This is a genomic window from Halorhabdus sp. SVX81 (assembly GCF_029207715.1).
Lineage (GTDB): Archaea > Halobacteriota > Halobacteria > Halobacteriales > Haloarculaceae > Halorhabdus.
The window spans coordinates 181105-205722 of record NZ_CP104322.1 but is presented as its reverse complement, the minus strand read 5'-3'; the positions used below and the strand labels follow the sequence as shown (position 1 = coordinate 205722).

Below are 24618 nucleotides of genomic sequence, written 5' to 3'. Positions count from 1 at the left end.
GCTGTCCTGGACGTTCTTGCCGTAGGCGACGAGGCTTCAACCCCACGAGGGTCCGTCTGAAACCAGTTTGCGACGGTGCAGGCTAACCTCGCATCCAGTTGGCTTCAACCCCACGAGGGTCCGTCTGAAACTATCATATTGATGGCCGCTGAACCGGCGCGAAAGGTGCTTCAACCCCACGAGGGTCCGTCTGAAACGCGTGTGCGACCGTTTTCGGGAAGGACCCGATCACGCTTCAACCCCACGAGGGTCCGTCTGAAACACCATGCCGAGCGCGACGAGGAGATCGCCGCCGGGGCTTCAACCCCACGAGGGTCCGTCTGAAACTGATGGGGCGCTGGCGCGTACTGCACGGGGCCGACGCTTCAACCCCACGAGGGTCCGTCTGAAACCCGGCTGATTCCGTTAGTAAGGAACGTGTCGTCTTTGCTTCAACCCCACGAGGGTCCGTCTGAAACGAGGATTACCGCAATCACGCCACCCACGGCTAGCGTGGCTTCAACCCCACGAGGGTCCGTCTGAAACTCGTTGTGCTCGGCGTCGATGTCGGCCCGGTAGTTGCTTCAACCCCACGAGGGTCCGTCTGAAACTCGTTGTGCTCGGCGTCGATGTCGGCCCGGTAGTTGCTTCAACCCCACGAGGGTCCGTCTGAAACTCGAAGAGCGCCAGGAGGCTTTCGAGCAGGAGATGGCTTCAACCCCACGAGGGTCCGTCTGAAACGCCGTCGACGAGTAGGGCGGGCGGCTATATCGTCTCGCTTCAACCCCACGAGGGTCCGTCTGAAACCCGTCCTCGACGGGATGAGTCCCTACGACATTCCGCTTCAACCCCACGAGGGTCCGTCTGAAACCTGGCCGAGCGGTTGGTCGAGCACGGCGTCCCCGAGGCTTCAACCCCACGAGGGTCCGTCTGAAACGGAAACTGTATATCGACAATGACCTGTCCATCGGGGCTTCAACCCCACGAGGGTCCGTCTGAAACCGCCAAAGTGTTGGCCGAGAACGGGCCGGGCGGGGTTTGCTTCAACCCCACGAGGGTCCGTCTGAAACTCTTGCCTTCGTGGCCGTGGATGTGCTGGACGTCGTGCTTCAACCCCACGAGGGTCCGTCTGAAACTGCTGATCCCGGATACGTCGTCTGGACCACCGAGGGGCTTCAACCCCACGAGGGTCCGTCTGAAACCCACCCCCCGCCGTGAGGTAGGCGTACCGGAGCGCTTCAACCCCACGAGGGTCCGTCTGAAACCCGATTCGTCGCTGCGAGGGCTGCGGGACGCGGTTGCCCGCTTCAACCCCACGAGGGTCCGTCTGAAACTCCGCAGCGACATGCAACTTCGCGCCCACTTCGTCGCTTCAACCCCACGAGGGTCCGTCTGAAACCGTAGCGTTCCGCTTCGGGGCCAAATCCCCGGGTTCGCTTCAACCCCACGAGGGTCCGTCTGAAACGGAACCTTCGGCGCTTCCGGCGTGAACGTGACGCTCGCTTCAACCCCACGAGGGTCCGTCTGAAACCAGCCGGCCGGCCGCGCCGCGCGGCGCGAGGTACTCGCTTCAACCCCACGAGGGTCCGTCTGAAACTAAGCCCACCACCGCCGCCGATATTCGACAGATTTCGCTTCAACCCCACGAGGGTCCGTCTGAAACCCGACAGGCGTTCAACGTGATACCAGGACCCGGAGAGCTTCAACCCCACGAGGGTCCGTCTGAAACGTGCTCAAACAATGACCGCAGAGGAGGGCAGCGAGGCTTCAACCCCACGAGGGTCCGTCTGAAACACGAAACGACGGTCACAACATCCGCACTCGTCCCATGCTTCAACCCCACGAGGGTCCGTCTGAAACCGTCTCGGGGCAGGACGTGGGGATTCTCGGCGTTTTGGCTTCAACCCCACGAGGGTCCGTCTGAAACACTGAGTGGATGGCTGGCCGCACTGCCGTCCTCAGTGCTTCAACCCCACGAGGGTCCGTCTGAAACCCGTTTAGCCTCTTCCACCGCTGGTCGCTTGGTCTGGCTTCAACCCCACGAGGGTCCGTCTGAAACTCATAGCACATCGGCCTCCTTGAGACCTACAAATTGGCTTCAACCCCACGAGGGTCCGTCTGAAACCATTCTTCTTGGAGTGTTATATCGCCTTTCACACACGGCTTCAACCCCACGAGGGTCCGTCTGAAACCGATACGGGTTGCGGATTGGGTTCGACAAATGAGTGCTTCAACCCCACGAGGGTCCGTCTGAAACCGGAGCGTTATTCTCGCGTGGTGGTTCGGGAAACGTGCTTCAACCCCACGAGGGTCCGTCTGAAACCATGGCCGAAACCGGCCATATAGCGCGTGATACCCTTGCCTGGAAGTTAGTGTTTTCGTCGACCGGCAATAGCCCACGAGACCCGGGGGGTCGATGACGACACTATAGAAATTGGCTGTCCTCGGTCGGATCCTCGCCGTAGACAGTACGCGAGACATACTGTTCGGAACTCATCCGGTAGACGATCACCGACTCGCCGGGCTCTAGCATCGAATCAAGTTTTCCCTTGACCTCTTCGAGATCGCCCTCTGTGATTTCACCCTCAAACACCGAGTTCTGTACGTGTGTGAGATACCGACGCAAGAAGTTCAGAAAGAGGTAGGTTCGGTCCGCTTCGACGTCGTAGACGGCGACAACATACACCATGTTACCACCACCGTTCGAAAGCCTCGTAGGGCTCGCCAGTCAGGAGGTGTTTCTTGAGTTTGTACGCCTCGACTCGCAGGAGATACTGATAGCTGACCTTCCGGTTGAGGTTCGGATGCTCGACCGTCCGGTCGAGCGTCTGCTCGAACTCCTTCGAGAACGTCTCCCGGCCACTCTCGGTGAGCAGACACGCGTTCATCTCCGAATCGAAATCGTCGTCGGACAACTGGCCCCGATTCACGAGTCGGAAGACGACGCGATCGGTCAGGACGGGCTTGAACAGATCAGCGAGATCCAGTGCCAGCGAGTACCGCCGTTCGCCAGGCTCGTGGAGATAACTGATCGTCGGATCGAGTGCCGTGGCCCGGATTGCCGAGACGATATTCGCGTAGACCAGGCTGTTGCCGAACGATATCAGACTGTTCACCTTGTTGTTTGGCGGATTGTACTTTCGACCCCCGAAGACGAAGCCGTCGGGCAGAATCTGATCGAAGATCGCGTAGTAGGCACGTCGCGCACTCGCTTCGACGCCCATTGCTTCCTCGACTGACGCCACGGACTTGATCTCGTCACGTCGACGGTCGAGTGACTCGAGTGTCGCGCCGAGATCGTAGTCCCGGTTGTCGTAATAGGTGACGTTCGCCCGCATGTTGTGGATGCTTCCCGCCACGATCTCACGGGCGATGTTGCCACGATGGGCTTCGTCGTCGTAGGCCCGGACCTGTTCGACGACCGTTTGACCCGACGTCTGGCCACGCTCGGGCATGATCGAGCCCGAATAGTAGTCGTTCCAGCCGAAAACGTGCATCGCGACGCCGTGGTCGTCGAGAAACGAGATCACCCGCGTATTGAAGTCGATCTGCCCGTGGAGGTACAGCGCTTCGGCGTTCTCGATCGGGAGGTACTTCTTCTCGTCGTCCTCGGTGACGAGTCGTACCGTGTCGTTGTGGCGTTCGACCCGTCCGTCCGAGAAGATGTGGTAGTTGTCGTTCATGGATCAACAGCTCCAGCAGAAGTCGTAGTACGCACACGACTCACAGAACGGCTTTTCCGTCGCGGGCGGTGGCGTCTCGCTTCGAATCACGTCGTAAATCCCGCGAATCGCGTCCTCGACTTGCTGTTCAGTTTCGTCTGTCAGTTCGACCGATTCGCGCTTTCGTTCGGTCGGATGAGCCAGCACACCCTCTTTCTCGACGCCGACGACCCGATCGAGATACCAGAGGTAGTACACCAACTGGAGACGCGCCGGCTCGACTAGCGTCGAGGACGGCTTCACCTCGACGACGCGGCCGTCATCAAGCAGGTCGGGCGCGATCCGACCGTCAATACTCAGATTCCGTCGTTTCTCGTCGTAGGCCGTCTCGTCGACGTGTGTGCCCCGGACGACGTTCGGGTTCTCTCGGTCGATTTCGATGTCCCTGCTTTCGAACCAGAGTTCGCGCTCACAGACCTCATAGTACTGCATCATTACGCCGGTAACGTGAAACGACGACTCGACAGCCTCGTCGCGTGCTGATTCGAGCAGGAGATCGACAGGGTCGGTTTCGCCGGTCCGCTCGTCAGTGTGTCCACTCATAGGAACTGGTGATCGACGCTCGCCTCGGGAACGACGAAGCCCGTCGTTCGGTCGAAGTGTGACGGATTCTGCTGCACGTCGAGTTCATATATGCCTTCGTCTTCGACGAGTGGCGGGAGATCCGTGATGGCATCGGCGGTCTCGCTATCCTCGGAGTAATACGGGACCGAAATACGCAGCGGCTTCGTCTCGTCGAGCAACTGGCGAAGTTCCTCAAACTCATAGTTGCGTTGAGCGTTCCGTATCGCTTCCGCCCGCTCCCGTTCAGCAGGCGTTCGGGTGACGACGATCTCTGCCGAAAGCTGTTCGTCGATGAGCGAAATGGTTCCGAGTTCGTTCGCTTTCGCGTCGTCAACCCAGTCGGCATACGTTTGCTTCCCGACATCCTTGTCTTCTCGCAGCCGTTCGAAATACCGTTCGACACCCCTTCGAGCTACGTCAGTCTCGGAAAGCGATCCGGATTCGTCCCGGATCTGTCGGAGCGTGTCTGCGACAGTAGGAAGCAGCGTTGTCCCGCGATTGTACACGGCTTCCGCCGGCGTCTTCGACTGCTCGTCGGGCACGTCGAGCCACCAGACAGTGACGACTCCCTGTTCGCGCTCGAAAGAACGGTTACACCGGCCGGCTGCCTGAACGATACTGTCGATCGGAGCGAGGTCGCGAAACACGCGATCGAAGCTGATGTCGACGCCGGCCTCGACGAGTTGCGTCGAGATCGCGAGCGTCGGATGGCCCCGTTCGGTGAGCGCTTTTGCAGTCTCGATCAGCGTGAGCCGATCCGCAGGCCGAAGTCGAGTCGACAGATGCAGAAGTGCATTGTCGTCGGTCGCTGCAACACGTTTCGCGAGCTCTACAGGATCAACGTCATCAACCGATCCCTGCTTCTGCAGTTCCTCGTCGTACAGGCGACCAACGTCGACAAAGCCATCGTCGTCGACCCGTTCGGTGAGTTCCCGGGCGCTGTCGATCGTGTTACAGACAGCGAGCGTCGTCAGCTCCGATTCAACAGCCGCACGGAGTTCGTTGGCGGCCGCCGCGTAAGATTTTGGCTCGCTCTGAGACTGGATGTAGCGCTCGGTCGAATCGTCGAGCTCGTAGGAAACGCGACGGACGACTTCGAAATATCGGTCCGGGTCGTCCACGAGTTCGAATTCGTCCTCGAACAGCCGTGGCTGCGTGGCAGTCATCGCGATAACCGTCGCGTTGTATTGCTCGGTAAGCACGTCCACAAGTCGAGGGACGAGTTTCCACCAGTCCAGCGGGAGGCTCTGTGGCTCGTCGAGGACGACGACGGCGTTACGGAGTGCTGGGAGTTTCATCGACTGCCTGTTTTGCGGTCCGGCCAGACTCTCGAACAACTGGACGAACGTCGTGACTGTCAGGCCTGCGCGCCAGCTTTCGCCAAGCATCCCTGCGACATCGTCGTTCCGATCAGCATCGTCAGCGGACTGGTCGTCAGTATCGCGAATTATCGTATCATTGAGATGGTGGTGTGCGGTGAGGAGTCGTCCTGCAGTGTCGGTCTCATAGATCTCTTCGATCTCGTCGACGACCTGATCGATAATGCTCGTGAACGGAAGGGCGTACACCACGTGATCGCCATCAAGGGCATCTCTGAGTGCAAAAGCGGCCGACAATCCGGCCAGCGTCTTTCCCATCCCGGTCGGGAGCGTGAGCGTCCCAATGCCCCCACCACTCTCGGCGAACGACGCCACGTTGTCGAGTATATCTTTCCGGGCTTCCGATCGATAGAAGTTCAGGCGCTCTGTTTTCGTCCCGTATTTATCCGCAGTGACGCCAGCCTCCAGATCCTCGATATACTCGGTGAGTGTCTCGAAGCCCGATTGCCTGGGTGCATAGGTTTCCGATTCGTTCGCCGCACCGGCGGCGCTGGTTTTGTCTGCGAGCACGAGTGCACTCCAGCACTGCAAGACGAGCCCGTAGCAGGACGTGGAGAGTGCATCCGGGTCAACGCCGCGACCGGCCGTCTTCGTTCCCACTGTGGCTTCGATATCACTCAGCAGCGACCCCGACTGATATCTTCGCACGAACGATTCCCAGCCCCCGGAACCAGCAGTCGCGCTCTCGAACACCTTCTCTGCGAGGTCTGGGACGGTGTCGTGGATGTCCTTGATCTGTTTGAGTACCACTGTCTGGCGCTTTTCAACGGTATTCTGTCCCGAATCACCGTTTCGTCGGTGTGTTCGATCGACGACGTACTCCGCGACGTTCGGGAGTTTGCCGTGGTGTTTTGCCACGGCGACGAAGCCCGCCAGACACGTTTCGGTGTCATACCCCTGTGTGTCGAGGGCATGGTATGCCGCGAACGACCCGATCGGAGCGTGATGCCGAAGCATCGGCGGGTCAGCCTCGCTGTTTTCGAGGAGATACTCTTGGAAGTGGGTCGTCGCTTTCCCGAAGTCGTGAACCCAGGCCAGCGTCTCGACGACAGATCGCAGTGATTCGTCGGTCGGGGTGGTCGCATCGTCAGGGACGACGTGTGCCACGCGGTCGGCAACGTCGGCGAGGTGGACCTCGAGTCCGACCCCCTCACGCCCGCCCTCGGGTGGATGGGAATACCGTTCCGCCATTCAGACGAACACCACGGTCCGGTCGTCCACTCGCGAGGTTTGTACGTCCCTGACCTGCAAGGGCTCTGCGTCGGGATTATATGTGTACGTGGTGTACTCCGTGGTCGTCCGTCCGCCACCGTCGGACGCCATGAACGCCGGCGATTCCTCGATCTGGCAGCGCGTTTCAGGATCGAGGACGACGTCGTTCATCGCGTCGGGCACAGCCGAGTCGACGGCGATGGTCCCAGAAGCCGGGCCAGCTTCGACATCGAACTCCCCGAGGTAGTCGATCTCGGCGAGGTACTCGGAGAGACCGAGACTCGGGACGTAGTGAGATTTCCCGGCGGCCAGTGTTTCACGAAGCTGTTCGTACCGTTCGTCGTCAGCGAGCGCAACGTCGATCCTGTAGGCAGGGTCGACGAGGACCTCGTAGTTGTGTTGCTGGCGGAGTTTCGTGGGATTGGGGAGTTTGATGCTGATCTTCCCGCGTGGGTTGAGCGAGGTGAGATCTCCCGCTGCTGTTGAGAGGGTGTTCATCGGCATGTTGACCGTCCGCAGTTCCTCGACGGGCTGGATGGCAATCGCGGATACCTCCGGTCCGAACAGATCATAATATCCGTCCCGTTCGATTCCCAGCACCGCCGCGATCAACCCGGCGACGGTCGTTCGGGGAATGATCCGGTAGGTCTGTTTGACAACGTTCCCCTCGACGCGCCGGAAGTGTCCCCACGGACCCCGGATCTCGAAGGACAGACAGCGATCCAGATCGTTGTCGCTCTCATCCGACCCAGTCCTCCGATTCGGCGATTCCTGGTCCATGGTCACTCGCCGGTGCCCTGTGGCAGCGTTTCAGGGTACTCGTCGTAGACATCGACGATATCGACTCGGTCAGGTCCGACTGCCGTTCGAAGCGCGTCGTACAGGAGTTCCGGACCACCGCTGTCGGTCCCGTGGGAGACCTCGAGGACATCGCTCGCGACCACTCGGATGCGTTCGATCTGGTCGCTGGCGTTCGAGATCCGATCCACGAAGTCATCGATGTCCAGCGTGAGATCGCGGATGTTTCGGAGTTCGTCGTGGTCCTTCGAGGCCTCGTCGTCGAGGGTGAGATCCTTGTCGAGGCCGCCGAGATGGTAGCTCTCCTTGCCGTATTCGACCCGACAGTAGAGACGTGGCTCCTGGCCGACTTTGCTCCGACTGATGGTTTGGTTTTTGATCGCACGCCAACAGAGCGTATCGAGACGCTCCACGTCGGCCCGCGTGAGATTCGTGTCGGCGGCTCCGTGTTCGTCGACGAGTCCGTGGAACCGGATGAGCCCGTACTGGATGCGGTGGTCGTCGAGGTCGAACCCACCCTGTTCTTTCCCCTCCTGGGTAGCGATCACGCTGGTGAGACTGTCGTACTCCTCGTTTTCGTTGACGGCGTGGATCGACTTGCCCGGCGAGAACTGAACTGGGCCAGTGAAGTGGTCCGGGAGATGCTTCGCGTACGCGTTGTCCGTATCGACGGACATCGTCGCTCCGAAGTACCGCACGTCTGCACTCTCTTCGAGGTACTCTCCGAAGACATCGTCTCTGAACTGCGCCGCTTCCTCGTCGTCTTCGAGGTCGTAATCGTCAGGATCGACGGCCTTCAGCCGGTCTTCGAGGAGTTCAGCGCGAGTGTACTGTTCACCCTCGTCTTGGACGTTACGGATGTAGACGCCGTGGCCGTCGTCGTCCAACTGGTCGCGGAGATACCGCTTCAGCCGGACGTCCGTGACGATCGCCTGCTGGGTCTGTGGATCGATCCGCGGCCTGTTCGATCCGCTCAGTGGATTGCCGTTCGGGTTCGCGTCGACGGCATCGTACAGGAACACGATTTCAGAACGGTTCTCGACGGTCTGTGTGGGTTCGCTCATGTTAGATGTCCTCCTCGGTGTCCTCAGTCGGGGAGTCCCATTCGGGATGGTCGTTCAATCCGTACGTCACGCCAAGGGCGTAGTAGAACCGGAGGTCTTCTGTGTCGATGTCCCAGTCGTCGGGGTCCGGTTTAACGATCGTCTTTCGGAGTTCCTCGACGACGTGTTCGAATTTCGTCCCCGGGAAACTGCCGCCACTTTTCTTCTCCTGGCGGGTATAGGTGAGCGTCTTGCCGATCGCCTCACGTGTGACTTTCTTGACCCGGGATTGCGTGATCGACTTCACGGGGAACTGATCGACGAGCGTCGTCGATCGATCTTCGCTGTACTCCTGATAACTCCCGACCTCGCCGACGAGAGCGCCGAGCATGAACGCGCCTCGGCGCTGGTTTCTGACCGATTGGCGGTACTCGGCTTCGGCCTCGGTGAGCGTCTCGTCAGCCTTTGACTCCCACGCAATCGCAGGCGTGTCTTCGATAAACGATTCGAGTTTCGGTGCGGCGGGATGGCCGCCGTCTGGGATGATTTGAATGTCTTCGAGTCGTTCCATCGTGTGTTCCTCGTAATCTGGTTCGATCGTAATCGGTCGCTTGCCTGGGTCGTCGGTCGTCAGGAGATCGAGTGTCTCGGTCGTCAGGGCGCACAGTTGGGCGAACTGTGAGGCGACCCGGAACGACGGGAATCCATCGAGATCCTCGTCGTCTTCGTCAGCGATGATCCGGTCGACGTACTCCGAGAGGAGCGTCTCGACGGCGATGGCATCCCCGCCGAGAACGCTGACGAGTGCCTCGATCCGCGGGTCGTCGGCGTCGGTTCGTCGTCGTCACGCTCGCCAAACGTCTGGTAGAAGTACCACCCCGACGAGACGGAGTGGAGTGCTTCGTCGTCTGCTGTCAGCAGCCCCCAGTTCTCGTTGGTCGGAAGCGGCGCACTCCAGTCCGTGTCGGTGTTGAACGCCGAGGTGTCGCTGACGATCCGATTGTGGTGTCTCGCGAGGTCCCGAGGATAGAGCAGCTGCCCGTTCAGTGTCTCACCGAAGACATCGTAGCGAGACATCTGGTGTGGCATGACTGCCGAGACGTAGAACCGGAGCGACGTGTCGTCTTGGTCCTGGAAGTCCTCGTAGGCCTTCTCGACTGGCGTCAGGTCGTCATCCTCTGTTGTGGCCTGGTACAGTAGATTGTACAACTCGTATATCTCTTCGGTCGATGCCCGCCCGAAGAAGTATGGCAGGTAGTACACCTTCGCTCCGAAGGTCCGGTACGTGCAGGCCTCGACGAACGTCTCGGCGTTCATCACCGTCACTGCCGCGTCTTCGGAGATGGAATGGGTTCGCCAGGCTTCCTCGATATCGAGGCCAGGGAACTTCTCCAGCTGCTTGCCTAGGAAGTAGTTCTGTGGATCCTCGGACGTACCGACCGTCCGTGTTCGCTGCCCGGTGACGAGGTCGGTCGCCTCGCCAGAGGAATCGTCGGCCTTGTTCTTCGTGACGAGTTTCGAGAGCTTGCGCTGGCGCATCGCCTCCTTGAAGACATCGAGATCGCCGGGCCACTGGTATCCACCGTCGGACTCCGTTTTGACCTTGACAGTGAGCAGCGCAGTCGTCGATTCGCCGCCGAGCTTGGTGGTGACCTCGTCCTCTATACGATCGAGTGCGTCGTTGTCTTCGCCCAGCGCCGCCAGTGCCTCGACGATCCAGCCGTCCTCGTGGTCGCCTGAAGCCCCCTGGACGGCCGGATCGGTCGCCCATTTTGTGAGGCGCTCTTTCGCGTAGCGGGCGAGTTTCTCGGGGTCGCTGTTCCGGCCCGCCTGGTGGGTGATACTGTGGTCGATCCCCCGCGCTGCCGGATACTTGCAGTGGCCGACGCGTTCGACCAGGTCGGCACTGTAGCGAGTGACCTCGACGGGACCGCTGTCGTCCGTGGCGAGCGCCGGCTCCTCGCCGCTTAGATCTACGCGGACGACGATCAGGCTGTCGTCGGTATCGACGAGATCACCCGCTTCGTCCGGCGTGAGATAGGGGCCGTACGTCCCACCGCCGGCCGTCGCGAGCGTGTAGAGTTTCCCGTAGAGGTACTGTATCGTCCGGAGCGAAGTGATCGGCTTCTCGGGAAGCTCTTCGTCCAGCCGCTCCGGTGGGTACTCCTCGCGAAACTCCTCAGGCGAAAGCATTCTCGCCCTCCAGTTCCGTCTCGCCCGGTTCCGTCTTGTCGACGATATTCACGAACCCGAACCCGAGCGAATTCCGTTCGCCGATTCCGACATCGAGCAGCAGGTTCAGGTGTCGCCGATGGTCATCATTCCGAACGGTGTACTCGAAACGCCACTTGCTCAACACCCACGTCTCGGTCTCGCCGGTCGTCGGCGTGACCGGAATCGCGAAGGTCTTGAGCAACTCGTAGCCGTCGAACAACTCGCCGTCGACCTCGCTCGGTCCGGGCAGGTACTCCGGACAGAACAGATCGTGTTTCTTGTCCAGGTTCGCCTCGATCTGGTTGCGGAACGGCTCCATACTGTGTTCCGGTCGCCAGAACTCTGCCTCGTCGTGTTCCGTCTCGATCCCGTACTCGTCGAACCGCCACGGCGGAATCCGAACCAACACGCCGGTTCCAGTCGAAATGGTCCCGCTCGTTCCGGGCTCGCCGACGTCGGGCGCGAGTGGCGTGATCTCTTCGACGGTGAAGGGCATCTCGCCGATGTTCAGCTCGGGGTCGTCCTTCAGGTCGGCGGCGACGTGGGCCAGCAGATCCTCGTACGGCGAGGCGACGAGGAGCGTTCGTTCGTCACCCTCGTCCATGTCGCCCGGCGGGAAGGGATTCGAGTACGTGAATGCCTTCGGGCGATTCTCGTCGTGGCTTTCGCCGTAGTCGGTCCCGTCGAGCGCGCCCCAGAGTCGCCCGCGGAGCTTGTGATGATACGCGTTGTCGTATGCCGCGTCGGCTCGTGCCCGCAACCGGGCGAGTACACGCATCCAGCGTCACCTCACCTCTCGTCGTTTAGTTGTCAACATTCCGCCATTGAAATCATAGGGTAAGGTCAAAAAAGTTCTCAGACCACAGTGAAAGTGAAACTGAGACGAATGGTGATACAATTCCAGTGGTCGACGTCGCGGCCTCTATGATGGGTGTATCATACACAACTTTAATCGAAGAGAGCACATAACAGACACACATGGCCGCAGACTCGGACCACAAACGCGTCCACTTCCTCTCGCCAGAGGATCTCGTCGAGCGGGCGGACGCGCTCGCGGAGATAATGGGCACCGACCGCACCGACGTGATCAACGAGGCACTCCAGGAGTTTCTCGACGAGCGGACCGACAACGAGGACTTCCAGCAGCGCGTCGCCGAGGCCTACTACGACGGTCGGATTGACCACGATCTCGTCGAGGCACTCGTCGGGGCCGAACGCGCCCGCACGTTCGAGTTACTCAAGGCCGACCTCGAATCCGGCCCCCTCGACGTGCCCGAACCCGACGAAAGCGTCGATATCTACGACGGCGAGACGGCCGAAGTCGACCCGACGGAGTAGCCACCGATGGAGACCGTCGTCGCCGACACCTGCGCGCTAGTCAGCCTCGCGATCCCGAAGGCCGACGCGAACTACGAGACAGCCGTCGACCCTGACCCCCTCCAATATCTCCTCACCGGACCCGAGGTGCTGGTTCCCTTGCAGGTCGAGCGCGAACTCCACGAGATGGCCGGGTACGACGACATCCACGCTGCGGCAGCGACGAACGTTCTGGCCGCGAGCGACCACTATACGCGCGTCGATCCACTGGATCGGGCCGAGACGCCGGAGAACCTCCCCGATCACGGGCTGGACGAGGGCGAGACTGCCGGGATCGTCCTGGCGAACGCGATCGACGCGGACGGGTTGTTAACTGACGAATTCCGGAGCCTGGCACGAGTGCACGCGTTGCTCGAGGACGCAACGCTCATCACGACTCCGAGATTGCTCCGAGATTACGCACGGAACGGCCACCTTCGGACCGACCAGGCCCGAACACTGATCGAGACGATCGCCCCGCACCGAAGCTGGGGTTCGAACGCGTACGTCCAGACTGTCAAAGCGACGCTTTGAGTTCGATGGCGCATGCCATCGGTACCGCGACCTTTAGGACCATCCGTGATGGACTAGCCGTATCGTGCGCGTCGAGCAGAGTTTCATTCCGGTCAGGGGCGTCGGCGAGCAGACCGAGCGCAAGCTGTGGCGGCAGGGAATGACCCACTGGGACGACTTCGAGCCGGACGCGGTCGGCTCAACCACCGCCGAGCGCATCGAGGCGTTCATCGACGACGCTCGCGAGCGGTTGGCTCGCGGTGACAGCCATTACTTCGGCCAACAGTTCCCCAGCGGCGCGCAGTGGCGCCTCTACGAGTCTTTTCAGGACTCAGCGGCCTTCTTCGACATCGAGACGACCGGCCTGGATCAGCGCCACGACACGGTGACGACCGTCAGCGTCCGGCAGGGCGGCGAGACGAAGACCTTCGTCCGCGATCGGGATCTCACCGCGGACCGACTCCGGGAAACCTTCGCCGACGCCGACCTGCTCGTTTCCTTCAACGGCAAACGCTTCGACGTGCCCTTCCTCGAGCATTCCTTCGACCTCGACGGACTCCTCGACCGACCGCACCTCGATCTCATGTATCCCTGCCGGCAACTCGATCTGACGGGCGGGCTCAAACAGATCGAGAAAGACGTGGGTATCGAACGCGACCGGCCGGACCTCTCGGGAAAGGACGCCGTTCGGCTGTGGTACGAGGCCGAGCGCGGCGACGACGACGCCCTGGAGACGCTGATCTCCTACAACCGCGAGGACGTCGATCACCTGGAGACCGTCGCCGACCGGGTCGTCACGCGTCTCCACGAGCGAACGGTGCCCGACGGTTGCGAGTTCTAATAGAAGCCTCGGGCCACCGCGCCCGAGGCTGTTTACTCAGAAGCGTCGCCGCTCCGTACTGGTTCTCGTACGCGATCGACTACTCCGGAGCACGTGCGCTCGGCCGGCCACCAGCCCGAGGACGAGTCCGGTGAAATGGGCGACCAGCGCGACCTGACGGCCCCTGGTGAGCCACGTGATCGCGAGCGCGACGCCGATCATGACGAGGATCGCCACCCGCGGATCGACACTGAGCCGATCGGCGACGGCGTCGGTGATCGGATTACCCGACAGGATGTACCCGAGCAGGCCGAAAACCGCGCCGCTGGCCCCGAGAACGGCGACCGGCTGGCCCAGCACTTGGGCGACCGTCACTTCCATCACCCCGGCGATGATCCCGACGACGACGAAAAACGCATAAAAGCGCCAGGGGTCCGTCCGCCGTTCGAGGATGATCCCGATCACGAACAGGAAGAGGGCGTTGGGGACAAGATGTGGAAGCCGGCGGTGGACGAACACGCTCGTCACCAGCGTCCAGGGGTTCTCCGAGAGCGGCCAGGCGAGGGCGAACGTCCCGGGTGCGCCGCCGAACACTTCAAGCAGCCGCTGCAGGAGGAAAAAGACGACCAGCACGCCGATCAGTACCGTGGTTGGACTGCTCGCCTGCACCGTACTTCCGGCCCGGTCCATACCACGACGTGGGGCCACAGGGAAAAGAAACGGTCGGTCGAGCGAGGTGTGGCCGGTGAGCGGGGAGCCTACTCCGTGCCGCCGTCGGCACGCAGCCGATCGGTGGCGGTCCGGCGGAGTTGTTCGAAGACGCCCTCACAGGCGTCACAGTCGCCACAGGTGACCGTCGAGCAGGACAGCGACGCGCCACAGCGGGGGCACTGCAGGTCCTCGGTCGGCTCGAAGTCGAGGCCGCAGGTCGGGCAGTTCATACCCCGAGCACCCCCAGCGTGGCGGCCGCGATCCCGCCGACAGTGAAGGCCGCGACCCACGAGCCGAGCCACATCAGGAGCGCGCTCTTCTTGCCGCGCTCCTTGAGGATCATCGTCATCGTCAGGATGCAGGGGACGAACAGCGTGATGACGATCAGGCCGACGAAGATCTGGGCGTGACTCAGCGCCATGTCGGTCATACCGGCAGCGGCGAAGTCACGCCGGATCAGCCCCAGGACGAGGATCTGTCCGAAGTCCGCGGGCATCCCGATCAGCGAGGTCAGCGGGCGCAGGCCGTCCATGATCGCGTCCAGCCCGCCGACGTAGTCCAGAGCGGAGACGACCAGGGCCGTCGCGGCGAACAGCGGCGCGGCCTCCCGCAGGAACATCTTCGTGCGGTTGTAGGTCTTCCGGAGGAGGTTGCCCGGCCGGGGGACGCGCAACCGCGGGAGTTCCGTCACCAGCGCCTGGCCCTCCCCGGGCAGCGTCCGGTCGAGGACGAGTCCGGCGATGCCGAGCACGGCCAGCAGGACGCCGAGGTAGCCGAACCACCAGACCAGCCCGAGTCCCGCGAGCAGCCCCATGATGACGCCGATCTGGGCCGAACACGGCACGGCCAGGCCGAGCAGTGCGGTCGAGATGAGCCGTTCGCGTCGCGAGCCGACCATCCGGGTGGTGATGACCGCCATCGTCACGCAGCCGACGCCGACGATCATCGGGACGACCGCCCGGCCGTTGAGGCCGATCCGGTTGAGACCGCGATCGGTCAACACCGCGAGCCGGGGCAGGATGCCCGAGTCCTCCAGCAGCCCGATAGCGAGGTAGAAGGCCAGCACCAGCGGCAGCAGGACGCCGACGACGTACTGGACGGTGATCGTCAGCAGGCCGAGTTCGGGGTTGATCAGCAGGAACTCGATCGGGTCGACCCAGGCCGCCTCTGGTAGGAGGTCACTCACGAACGCCTCGACGGCGGGGTTGTAGTGCTGGGCGAAAATGTCGCCCTCCGTGATGCCGACGATCCGCTGGGCGACCACCCCGCCGATGAGGTAGAAGATGAGTCCGAGCATCGCCAGCGCGATCGGCGTGCCCGTCAGGGGGTGGATCATGAGGTCCGAGAGCCACTCCCTGATCCCGCCCTCGACCTCGGTGACGGTCTGGACCTCGTCGGCGATGGACTGGACGCGCGAGCGACGCCCCCCGTAGATCTCCTCGCGCAGTCCGGGTTCGACCAGCGCGGCCGATCCGCCGTCGGCCATCACGCCGCCGACGTCGACCTCGCGGGCCAGCGGCTCGTCACCCTCGACAAGCAGCGTCTTCTCGGCACGTGTCGCCGTAAGTTCGTCGGGGAGTTCGTCGTAGTAGTCCTCGACGGCGGTCGTTTCGGGCGCGGTCGCCTCGGGGATCCGCTCGCGAAGGTCGTCGGTCCCCTCGCCGTCGACGGCGACGGTCGGGACGACCGGGACGCCCAGGGCATCCTCCAGCGCGTCGACGTCGATATCGATCCCGCCGGCCTCGGCCTCGTCCATCATATTGAGGGCGACGACGGTCGGGATACCCATATCGAGCAGTTGCAGCGTCAGGAACAGATCCCGGTCGAGGTGGGTCGCGTCGACGACGTTGACCACGGCGTCGGCTTCGAGGACGATCTCACGGGTGACCCGCTCCTCCTCGTTGAACGCGGAGATGCCGTAGACGCCGGGCGTGTCCGTCAGCTGGTAGTCGCCGAACTCGGCGAGCGTGGTGTCGACGGTGGTGCCGGGATAGTTCGAGACGTCGACGTACTGCTCGGCGAGTTCGCCGAAGACAACGCTTTTGCCGACGTTCGGACAGCCAACCAGCGCCAGGGTGGAATCGGCGGCGATCTCGCTCGCCTCACACCCGGCGTCGTGACACCCCTCCATACTCAATCACTGGCCTCCGTGGTCGGCCGTTCGATCTCGATCTCGCCAGCGAGGTCCGAGCCGAGTGCGAGATCCGTTCCGTTGCGCCGCACGATCACCGGCCCCTTCCGGATATGGTGGCGACACTCGACGGCCCCGTCCAGAAATCCCAGCCGTAACAGCCGTGCGCGCGTGTCCCCGTCCGGTACCTCGGTCAACCGGACGGACTCCCCTGAACCCACGTCGGCCAGTACCTCACTCATTTAGTCTCACCTAACTACGGATTAGCTAGGTTCACCAAAAAGGGCACAGGGGTGTTCCCACCCGTTGAAAACAGATGTGGACAAACGTGATGATTTAGGGCGGCCAAGAACATGGTTCGAGCGGCTGACTCCGGTAGACCTTTCGGAACCACTGACGAACGGGCGATCGATGACAGCCCAGGGAACCTATACGCTCCTCGTCACCCTCGATCAAGCGGCGACGATCACCTTCGGCGCGGCGGGCGAGCGCGAGCTGGCGGCTGGCGGGTACGCCTACACCGGCAGCGCCTTCGGGACGGGCGGGTTCGGCCGGATCGACCGCCACCGCGAACTCGCGGCGGGCGAGCGGGACGTTCGCCACTGGCACGTCGATTACCTGCTGGGGCACCCCGGGACGGAATTGACGGACGTGGTGAAGACGGTCGACGAAGGCATCGAATGTCCAGTCGCCAGGGAGATCGCGGCCGAAGCCCAACCGGTTGCGGGGATCGGGGCTTCGGACTGTGATTGCAATACGCATCTCGCGTACGCGCCCGATGTCGCTGAACTCCGGCGGACGGTCGAGGGAGCCCACGACGCGGCGGTCGGTCGCTGAACCACAACGCACTCACCGACGCCGGACCCAGACATGGCTATGCCCGACTGGAACGTCTATCTGGTCACCCAGGAATCGCTCTCCGGCGAGCGAACGACCCCCGAAGTCGTCGCGTCGGCGGTCGACGGCGGCGTGGACGTGGTGCAACTGCGTGAAAAGGACCGCAGCGCGCGGGAGCGCTACGAGACCGGGCGGCTAATCCGGGAGCACACCCGGGAGGCGGGCGTCACCTTCATCGTCAACGACCGGGTCGACCTCGCACTCGCACTCGATGCCGACGGCGTCCACCTCGGCGACGAGGATCTACCCGTGGCTGTCGCTCGTGACTTGCTCGGCGAAGACGCGATCATCGGGCGGTCAGTGTCGTTCGTCGACGACGCCCGCGAGGCCGAAGCAGCCGGGGCGGACTACCTCGGCGTCGGGGCGATCTACGCCACCGGCTCGAAGGACGACATCGATGACGATGAGTACGCCATCGGCACCGACCGTCTGGCGGATATCGTCGACGCCGTCGACATCCCGGTCGTGGGAATCGGGGGCGTCACCACCGAGAACGCAAGCGAGGTAGTCGAGGCCGGGGCGGACGGCGTTGCGGTGATTACCGAAATCACGGACGCGGACGAGCCGGCAGTCGCGACCCGGGAGCTGGCAACCGTCGTCACTGAGGCACAGCGATAGCAGCGTGATCTTTCGGTGAGCCAACCACCTACCGTCTGGAGCGATCGGAGGCAGATGACTATCTGAACGGCGCGGTCACAGGTTGCCCTCGCCGGGTGAGTTAAGTCCGTGCCGAGTGTCAGTACACCACATGCGAACCACGAGGGGGATTCTGGCGGTCGCTGTGGCCCTCGGAATGTCCGTCTGGGTTCTCGATGCGGTTTTAGACGCCATGTTCTTCTACGAGGGGACGCCGTTCGTCGCGCTACTCCTGACAGACATACCGGCCCACGAACTGTACATCCGAATCGTGATCATGGTCGTCTTCGTGGCCGCCGGGGCCGTCACGGCGAGACAGGCGGACCAGATGCGCGAGCGCGAGCGCGAGACGACGCTGTTTCGACGGCTGGTCGACGAAGCGACCGACAGCGTGTTCCTGATGGACCCGACGACGGGGACGATCGAAGACGTAAACCGGACCGCAAGCAACGTCCTCGGGTACGATCGCTCGACGCTCGTCGGGATGTCCGTCGCCGAGATCAACCCCGAGTTCGCGGACCCGAATGAGTTCAAGGAATTTTTGGATTCACCGGAGGGCAGGGAATTAGAGTACTACGAGACGGCCCATGTCCGGGCCGACGGAACCACGGTCCCGGTCGAGATTTCGGCATCGGACGTCGATATCGACGGTCGCCGATACCGGGTCGCGATCGCCCGAAACATCTCCGAGCGCAAGGAGCGCGAGCGGCGGATCACCCACTACAAACAGGCCGTCGAGAGTTCGCGCGACCAGCTTGCGGCCATCGATTCGGAGTTGCGGTTTCTGTTCGCCAACGAGGCTTATCGGTCGTTTCACGGTATCGAGGCGGAAATGGTCCACGGCCGGACACTCGATAGTGTACTCGACGACAGGGAGTTCAGGACAGTCGAACCCCACCTCGGGGACGCACTGGCGGGCGAACAGGTCCAGTTCGAGATGACGCGGACACACGCTGGCGAAGACGATCGCGTGCTCGACGTCCGATACTGGCCGTTACGTGACGCCGACGGGGCGATCCAGGGGGTGGGAGCGTCGCTTCGGGACGTCACAGATCACCGGGAGATGGTCGAGGATCTCCGGCGAGCACGGGAACGCTACGAATCGCTGTTCGACAGCATCAGAGACGCCATCCTGGTCGCCGACACCGATCGACGGATCGTCGATTGCAACCCGGCGTTTACAGAGCTGTTCGGATACAGTTTAGACGAGATCGAGGGAAAGCCGACGGCTGCCATCTGTGAGAGCGACGACGAATTTCAGGCGATGGGGGAATCCCTGAGCCAGCACCTGGAGGACCCAACGTTCGTTCAGACAGTCCGCTACGAGAAGCAGTCCGGACAGGTGTTCCCGGGCGAGACGAACGTCTTCTATCTCCGGGACCGGGACGGCGAGATCACCGGGTTCATCGGGCTCATCAGGGACGTTTCCGACCGGCGGGCACGCATTACCCAGATCCAGACGATCGACCGGGTCCTGCGGCACAATCTCAACAACGCGCTCACCGTCATCCTGGGCAACGCCGATTCGATCGCCGACGCGACGACGGCGGACCCCCGAGAGAGTGCGGAACGGATCATCCGAACGGGAGAGCAACTCCGGGCCACAGTGGAGAAAGAACGGGAGATCACGAGTTTCCTGGCCGAATCCCGCCCGACGGTCCAACGCGATGCGGTTGCGGTCGTCGAGAGCGTGGTCGCCGACCTGCGCGAACAGTATCCGACGGCCGAGTTGACGGTCGATCTCCCGACCGAACAGCCCGTTCTCACGGTAGAATACCTCGACCGGGCGATCGAAGAACTCGTCGAGAACGCCGTGACTCACTCGGACCAATCCACGCCGACGATCACGATCACGGTCGCGACAGACGATGGCATCGTCGAAATCAACGTCGCCGATGACGGGCCGGGGATCCCCGAGATGGAGCGCCAGGTGTTGACCGGTACCCAGGACATCGAGCCGCTGTTTCACGGGCGCGGTATCGGGTTGTGGCTCGTCCACCTCATCGTCCAGCATTCCGACGGTCAGCTTTCGTTCGCCACCAACGACCCCCGCGGCAGCGTCGTCACCGTTCGGCTGCCGACCCCTGACGAGCGGACGGAGTGACAGTTGCGTCCGAATCGGGCTCGATCCGGGCCAGCCGCATCGCGTTGCCCGTGACCCCGAGGCTCATGCCCATGTCGCCGACCACGACCGCGACCGCGACGGTAACGTAGCCGATCGGGACGCCGACCGCGAGCAAGGCTTTCACGCCGAGGCTGGCCCAGATGTTCTGTCTGATCACGCCGTTGGCCCGGTTCGACAGCGAGTATAGATAGGGCAACTTGCCGATATCGTCACCCAAAAGCGCGATATCGGCGGTTTCCAGCGCCGTGTCGGTTCCGGCGGCACCCATCGCGACAGCCACGTCGGCCGTTGCCAGCGCGGGCGCGTCGTTGATGCCGTCCCCGACCATCGCCACGTCGCCGTACTCGGCCTGTAACGTCTCGACGGCGCTGACCTTGTCCTCGGGCAGCAGTTCGGCACGGTAGTCATCGACGCCGGCTTCCGCAGCGATCGCCCGGGCGGTGCCCTCGTTGTCGCCAGTCAGCATGACGACGTGCTCGACGCCGAGGTCGTGAAGCCGCTCGACCGCACGCCTGGCCGTCGGCCGGACTTCGTCGGCGACCGCGACGACGCCCCAGACCTCGCTCGCGGTGCCGACGACCACGATGGTCTTGCCCTCGCGCTCGAGGGCGGCGATCCGCTCGGCGACGGTCTCTCCGGACGCCGCCCGGCCCTCGAGACTGCCGCCGTCGGTCCGGGCGTCCCCGCCCGTCTCGAACCCCAGCGCCCCCAGATCGAGTCCAAGCTCGTCGAACAGCGCCGGCGTGCCGGCGTAGGCTGTCTCGCCCCCCACCTCGGCCCGGACGCCCTTGCCGGTGAGGCTCTCGAAGTCGTCGGGGTCGGGCGGGTCGATCTCCGCGCGATCGGCACGCTCGCGGATCGCGGCCGCGATCGGGTGTTCGCTCCGGCGCTCTAAGGCCGCCGCCCGCCGGAGTACGTCGCCTTCCTCGCGCTCGCCCACGGGAACGACGTCCGTCACCGCGAGTTCGCCCTTCGTGAGCGTGCCGGTCTTGTCAAGCGCGATGGCGTCGACGTCGCCCATCGCCTCCAGATGGTTGCCGCCCTTGATCAGGACGCCGTTCTTGGCGGCGCTGGTGATCCCCGAGACGACCGAGACCGGCGTCGAGATGACGAACGCACAGGGGCAGGCGATCACCAAAAGCGTCAGCCCGCGGACGAACCAGGGCCGCCAGCCACCCGGCAGGACGAGTTCATAACCTGCGAGCGCGAGCGTCGCACTCCCGGCGATCAACAGCGGTGGGACAGCAGCGGTCAGGATCGCCAGGACGACGACCACGGGCGTGTAGTAGCCGGCGAAGCGGTCGACGAACTGCTCGCTTTCGGTGCGGTTTTCCTCGGCGCTCTGGACCATCTCGATGATGCGTGCGAGCGTCGAGTCCCCCGAAGTCGAGGTGACTTCGACTTCCAGATATCCTTCGGCAGTGATCGAACCCGCGAACACCTCGTCACCAGCGCCCTTCTCGACGGGCATGCTCTCGCCGGTGATCGGTGACTCGTCGACCGCACTCTCGCCCTCGATGACAACGCCGTCCAGCGGGATCTTCTCCCCGGGCCGGACGAGCACGGTCTCGCCGATCTCGACATCCTCGGCGGGGACGGTCACCTCCTCACCATCTCTGCTCGCGGTTTCACCGCTCGCTCGTTCGGAGGCCTCACTCCCGTCGGTCGCTGCGGCCTCCCGCCGAACTGTTGCCTCGTCGGGCGACAGCTCCATCAACTCCCGCAGGGAATCGCGCGCCCGGTCCATCGCGTAGTCCTCCAGCAGTTCGGCGATGGAAAACAGGACGGCCAGGGTCGCGGCCTCGACGACGTAGCCGATCCCCGTCGCCGCGATGATGGCCACGCCCATCAGCAGGTCGATGTCGAGGCTCCGGTTGCGTGCCGAGTAGATTCCGCTCCGGACGACCGGCGCGCCGCTGACGACGATCGCGACGAGGAACAGGGCGTCAGCGACCGCAATGGGATAGTCGAGGACAGTCGCCACCTCGACGTTCCCACCGGTGAGGAGGAACTCGACGGCCAGGCCGGCCACGAGGAAGGCTGCACCGATCCAAGTCTTGATCGCCCGCGGACTCGTCCAAATCTCCGTCGGCGGGGCAACGTCGGGGCCGTCGGTGCCCCTCTCGCTCTCGTCCCCGCTCCCGCCGTCGAGAACTTCGTAGCCCGCGCCCTCGATGGCCGCGATCACCCCCTCCTCGCTCGTCCGTTCGGGATCGAACGTCACCGTCGCGGTTCCTTTGGTGGGCGACAGCGACACCTCGGTGATCCCGTCGACGCGTTCGAGGCTCCCGTCGACCTTGCTCGCACACGACGGACAATCCATCTCGGGGACGGCGAGCCGGGCCGTAACCGCTTTGCCTGTCTCGCCGTCTGTCGACGGCGTTCCATCGCTCGAAGTCGCTGCCGTCTCGTCGTCGCTCATTACTTCGAGCTACGGGCGACAGTTCGATAAGCCTTGGTTGGAATATTCCAAGATCGTCAGTGGTTCAGGGGACAGACACACGGACAGGGGGAAAGCTGTGTGTCCGGATGCGAGCCGTCCCGCTCGTCGATTGCCCGGGCCAGCGTGAAACGGGAGTGATCATGGGGAAATCTCGATGGAGAGGGTGGATTCGACGGTCGGGTCCCCCAGAATACTCGGCCGTGGGATACGTTGGGAGACGTTGAATTGATACGTACTGCTGGACGGTTCGAGGAAGAACCCCTCATACTGAACGACGTGGGCAGCCACACTGTCGCAATGCCACAGATAGCCTCTTTCGGACTCCGCATCTGGGTGGCCGTCGTAGTCGGTCGTTTGGTCCTTATGGAGCGCATAGAGGAGTCCAGTCCGTGTCAATCGATCGGATCGCTCGGGTGAATAGTGGTTCAAGAAGGCGTCGATCAGTTCGAGATCGCGTTCCACATGTTCGTTCCCTCTCAAGCCAGTCGTCCCGGTGAACGTCCCGCTCGTGATGAGATCCATGATCACGGAGGGGTCGTCCAGCTGGCCACGTTCAACCGGAAGGTTCTCGGTGAGAACGGCCGGCGAGACGAGAGCGCCCCCCTGAATCGAATCGTAATCAAGTGGATCGACCGGCGTTAACAGACGCGTTTCGCGCGATCCGATATCCAGCCAGTGTCGGTCGAACGATGGCCTGTCCGCACCCGAGTTGCCGTGTGTGATCGTGACCCCGATGACGTCAAAGAACCGGTAGTCGTGGGAATCCCGCCCACCGTATTGCACGCCGATGAGTTGTGTGAGATCCATCTCCGGCGACCGCTCCCCGAACTGAAAATTCCCGACCCAGACCTCCCCCACATCGGGATCGTGCGATACCTGCCGTGTTTCGGTCCGGTCGATCGACGACCGATGTACTGGGTTGTCAGTCGAGTAGCCCAGAAAACCGAGCCCGGAAGCCCCGACTGCACCTGCTCCCGCGAGTACCTGTCGACGAGTGGGGCCGCTTGACCTCATTGGTGTCAAATCATCGTTTCAGGCATAACTATTTTCTGGGTTACTGACTGCTACCGTCTCGCTGTAGGAAACGAAAGCACAGTCCACACGTGCTCACCCTGTCGGCGGCGCTTCCGGACGGGGCTCTCCCGCCACGTACTGCTTGGCGAGGTGTTCCTCCGCACGCCGCAAGCGATAGGTCAGCGTCGACCGGGGCACGTCTAAGTGCTCGGCGAGGTCGGCGACGTCGACGTCTCGCGGATTCTCGTAGTAGCCGTGCTCGACGGCCGCCCGCAGAGCAGCCTCTTGTTCAGGGGCGAGAAGCGTCGCCTCGCCGTCCTCACCCGATCCGGGATCGGCCGTCACGCCCGTCCGGAGCATCTCCATCTCGGCGCAGTCACCGACGGCGGTCTCGAGTGCATCGAAAAAGGCCGCGACGTCGCCGGTCCCCGAGTGGATGATCCGCCAGGTGTAATGGCGGCCCTCGTGGCGCGTATCGAACAAGAGGCCGTCGCCGAGGTGATCCAGTGCGAGATGGGGCACGGAAACGCAGACGGGCGTCCGCTCCCAGTACGAATAGAGAACGAGCGTCTCGGCTGATCGATCGAGGACGTCCGTCGTCTGGGTCGCGCCACAGTCGTCTGTCGCGAGACAGTCGGCGTAGTAGTCAGTGGTGCGGAACGCGTCCTCGATCGCGTCGAGTGCGTCGGGCGAACCGCTCGCGTGGTCGACCCGCCAGAGGCGCTCGTCGGTAGCGTGCAGCGACAGCGACCGAATCCGTGCCCCCGAATGTTCGGCGAGCGTATCCGCAACCCGGTTGCACCCGGCGTCGTACTCCAGGGCGAAAGCCAACTCGCGCATGCCCACCCATACGCGCTCGCGAGGGATAAACACGGACGCCGAGAGACACCGACCCCCCTCTGCAGGTCGATGTGATTCGAATCCCGTCTCGAGAGGGGGCCATGGTGACCGTTGGAACCGGTTGCCCCCCGAAAGAATGGTCCGGCCCGTGATATTATACTCATAGATCGTGGCGAATTCCATGGCGAAATCCCAAGACTGCGACTTATTGAATGATTATC

At 62.8% G+C, this 24618-nt stretch carries 20 protein-coding genes, 1 pseudogene and 1 CRISPR repeat array (1 of these 22 only partly in view); of the genes and pseudogenes, 6 read left to right on the top strand and 15 right to left on the bottom strand.

All coding sequences use genetic code 11. The features are described 5' to 3' along the window. Window positions 1-2302: direct repeats of the CRISPR family, unit length 30 nt; unit sequence GCTTCAACCCCACGAGGGTCCGTCTGAAAC (it extends 232 nt beyond the left edge of the window). A gap of 102 nt (window positions 2303-2404) precedes the next feature. The 8 genes and pseudogenes from cas2 to cas6 all read right to left on the bottom strand — a co-directional run bounded on the left by cas2 (window position 2405) and on the right by cas6 (window position 11689). Then, window positions 2405-2668 carry a CRISPR-associated endonuclease Cas2 gene (cas2, locus tag SVXhr_RS00920; RefSeq protein WP_015789198.1) on the bottom strand — a complete coding sequence of 88 codons (264 nt, stop codon included), beginning with the start codon at window positions 2666-2668 and terminating at the stop codon, window positions 2405-2407. Window position 2669: 1 nt separating this feature from the next. Next, window positions 2670-3662, bottom strand: coding sequence for a type I-B CRISPR-associated endonuclease Cas1b (cas1b, locus tag SVXhr_RS00915; protein WP_275738644.1), 993 nt, complete (start codon window positions 3660-3662; stop codon window positions 2670-2672). Window positions 3663-3665: 3 nt separating this feature from the next. Further along, a complete protein-coding gene (gene cas4, locus SVXhr_RS00910; RefSeq protein ID WP_275738642.1) occupies window positions 3666-4244 on the bottom strand; it encodes a CRISPR-associated protein Cas4 in 579 nt (192 codons plus the stop codon). Next, on the bottom strand, window positions 4241-6835 hold the full coding sequence (locus SVXhr_RS00905; protein WP_275738640.1) for a CRISPR-associated endonuclease Cas3'': 2595 nt from the start codon (window positions 6833-6835) through the stop codon (window positions 4241-4243). The genes cas4 and SVXhr_RS00905 overlap by 4 nt, the downstream gene beginning before the upstream one ends. Then, window positions 6836-7636: a type I-B CRISPR-associated protein Cas5b gene (gene cas5b, locus SVXhr_RS00900; RefSeq protein ID WP_275738638.1), complete on the bottom strand. Its 801-nt coding sequence runs from the start codon at window positions 7634-7636 to the stop codon at window positions 6836-6838. It lies immediately after the preceding gene. 2 nt (window positions 7637-7638) lie between these two features. After that, window positions 7639-8718 carry a type I-B CRISPR-associated protein Cas7/Csh2 gene (gene cas7b / locus SVXhr_RS00895; RefSeq protein ID WP_275738636.1) on the bottom strand — a complete coding sequence of 360 codons (1080 nt, stop codon included), beginning with the start codon at window positions 8716-8718 and terminating at the stop codon, window positions 7639-7641. A 1-nt stretch (window position 8719) separates the two neighbouring features. Then, window positions 8720-10890, bottom strand: a pseudogene (gene cas8b, locus SVXhr_RS00890) (type I-B CRISPR-associated protein Cas8b/Csh1). Further along, entirely contained in the window at window positions 10877-11689 is an 813-nt protein-coding gene (cas6, locus tag SVXhr_RS00885) for a CRISPR-associated endoribonuclease Cas6 (protein WP_275738634.1), read from the bottom strand. Before cas6 ends, cas8b begins: the two are co-directional and overlap by 14 nt. A gap of 200 nt (window positions 11690-11889) precedes the next feature. Between cas6 and SVXhr_RS00880 the strand changes: the two genes are divergently transcribed. The 3 genes from SVXhr_RS00880 to SVXhr_RS00870 all read left to right on the top strand — a co-directional run bounded on the left by SVXhr_RS00880 (window position 11890) and on the right by SVXhr_RS00870 (window position 13621). Next, window positions 11890-12249 carry a hypothetical protein gene (locus tag SVXhr_RS00880; protein ID WP_275738632.1) on the top strand — a complete coding sequence of 120 codons (360 nt, stop codon included), beginning with the start codon at window positions 11890-11892 and terminating at the stop codon, window positions 12247-12249. Between the two features lie 6 nt (window positions 12250-12255). After that, window positions 12256-12801: a hypothetical protein gene (locus SVXhr_RS00875; protein ID WP_275738630.1), complete on the top strand. Its 546-nt coding sequence runs from the start codon at window positions 12256-12258 to the stop codon at window positions 12799-12801. Window positions 12802-12865: 64 nt separating this feature from the next. Then, the gene (locus SVXhr_RS00870; protein ID WP_275738628.1) at window positions 12866-13621 is read left to right on the top strand and encodes a ribonuclease H-like domain-containing protein; all 756 of its coding nucleotides are present in this window, start codon (window positions 12866-12868) and stop codon (window positions 13619-13621) included. Between the two features lie 36 nt (window positions 13622-13657). On the opposite strand, the gene SVXhr_RS00865 is transcribed toward SVXhr_RS00870, so the two are convergent. The 4 genes from SVXhr_RS00865 to SVXhr_RS00850 form a co-directional block, all read right to left on the bottom strand. Next, window positions 13658-14290, bottom strand: a complete 633-nt coding sequence (locus SVXhr_RS00865; RefSeq protein WP_275738625.1) for a rhomboid family intramembrane serine protease — start codon at window positions 14288-14290, stop codon at window positions 13658-13660. 68 nt (window positions 14291-14358) lie between these two features. Beyond that, entirely contained in the window at window positions 14359-14541 is a 183-nt protein-coding gene (locus tag SVXhr_RS00860; protein ID WP_015789209.1) for a hypothetical protein, read from the bottom strand. Continuing rightward, complete coding sequence (gene feoB, locus SVXhr_RS00855; RefSeq protein WP_275738621.1) at window positions 14538-16442, bottom strand: ferrous iron transport protein B; 1905 nt, start codon at window positions 16440-16442, stop codon at window positions 14538-14540. Before feoB ends, SVXhr_RS00860 begins: the two co-directional genes overlap by 4 nt. Window positions 16443-16444: 2 nt before the next feature. Next, window positions 16445-16684, bottom strand: coding sequence for a FeoA family protein (locus tag SVXhr_RS00850; RefSeq protein WP_275738619.1), 240 nt, complete (start codon window positions 16682-16684; stop codon window positions 16445-16447). Window positions 16685-16853: 169 nt separating this feature from the next. On the opposite strand from SVXhr_RS00850, the gene SVXhr_RS00845 reads away from it, so the two are divergent. The 3 genes from SVXhr_RS00845 (at window position 16854) to SVXhr_RS00835 (ending at window position 20079) form a co-directional block, all read left to right on the top strand. After that, window positions 16854-17279, top strand: a complete 426-nt coding sequence (locus SVXhr_RS00845; protein WP_275738617.1) for a GIY-YIG nuclease family protein — start codon at window positions 16854-16856, stop codon at window positions 17277-17279. Window positions 17280-17318: 39 nt separating this feature from the next. Continuing rightward, entirely contained in the window at window positions 17319-17957 is a 639-nt protein-coding gene (thiE, locus tag SVXhr_RS00840; RefSeq protein ID WP_275738615.1) for a thiamine phosphate synthase, read from the top strand. Window positions 17958-18087: 130 nt separating this feature from the next. Beyond that, window positions 18088-20079 carry a PAS domain S-box protein gene (locus tag SVXhr_RS00835; protein WP_275738613.1) on the top strand — a complete coding sequence of 664 codons (1992 nt, stop codon included), beginning with the start codon at window positions 18088-18090 and terminating at the stop codon, window positions 20077-20079. Here the strand turns inward: SVXhr_RS00835 and SVXhr_RS00830 are convergent. From SVXhr_RS00830 to SVXhr_RS00820, 3 genes are all read right to left on the bottom strand, one after another. After that, entirely contained in the window at window positions 20039-22522 is a 2484-nt protein-coding gene (locus tag SVXhr_RS00830; protein ID WP_275738611.1) for a cation-translocating P-type ATPase, read from the bottom strand. The two genes, SVXhr_RS00835 and SVXhr_RS00830, sit on opposite strands and share 41 nt — an antisense overlap. 159 nt (window positions 22523-22681) lie before the next feature. Then, complete coding sequence (locus tag SVXhr_RS00825; protein ID WP_275738610.1) at window positions 22682-23350, bottom strand: hypothetical protein; 669 nt, start codon at window positions 23348-23350, stop codon at window positions 22682-22684. A gap of 300 nt (window positions 23351-23650) precedes the next feature. Continuing rightward, window positions 23651-24397 carry a helix-turn-helix domain-containing protein gene (locus SVXhr_RS00820; protein ID WP_275738608.1) on the bottom strand — a complete coding sequence of 249 codons (747 nt, stop codon included), beginning with the start codon at window positions 24395-24397 and terminating at the stop codon, window positions 23651-23653. Window positions 24398-24618 lie beyond the last annotated feature (221 nt).